The sequence below is a fragment of the Salinarimonas soli genome, assembly GCF_008386575.1.
Classification (GTDB): Bacteria; Pseudomonadota; Alphaproteobacteria; order Rhizobiales; family Beijerinckiaceae; genus Salinarimonas_A; species Salinarimonas_A soli.
In genome coordinates this window covers 1-431 of record NZ_VUOA01000261.1, presented here as the reverse complement: position 1 = coordinate 431, position 431 = coordinate 1, and the positions used below count along the sequence as shown (strand labels likewise).

Sequence of the window (431 nt, the reverse complement as noted above, 5' to 3'; positions counted from 1 at the left end):
AGATCACTTTGCTATTAGAGCACTGGCTTCAAAACTGGTTGAGCAATGGTTAAAAACTGTACAAGGAGAAAAAGTAGTTCCTGTTTTACTGTCTGATATTCCTCAGATAATTAGTGATGGCAACGGTGAAATAAAACCGGAGATAGTTAAACTAAAATCTGAGGTAGAACAAGCAAAAGATACTGCAGAAAATGAAGAGAGTACTGTTAAAACTGTTAAAACTGAGGAATGCTGCAAGAGTGAAAATATAGAAATAACGCCCACTGTTAAGGAAGAAAACCAAGAACCTTCAAAAACTGAAATCAAAATAGAAACAGATCAACAACTTGAGACTTTGCCTGTCCTTAAAATTAGTTTAAAAGATGGTGTTCAAACAGTGTTGAAAGTTGATGATACTGAAAACAAAGATTTGAAAGAATCCCCAACCAGTG

Annotated in this window: 1 protein-coding gene; it reads left to right on the top strand. The window is 34.8% G+C overall.

Going from position 1 to position 431, the window contains the following annotated elements; genetic code table 11:
* On the top strand, window positions 1–431 hold a 431-nt coding region (locus tag F0L46_RS27975; protein ID WP_210247719.1), incomplete at both ends, for a hypothetical protein.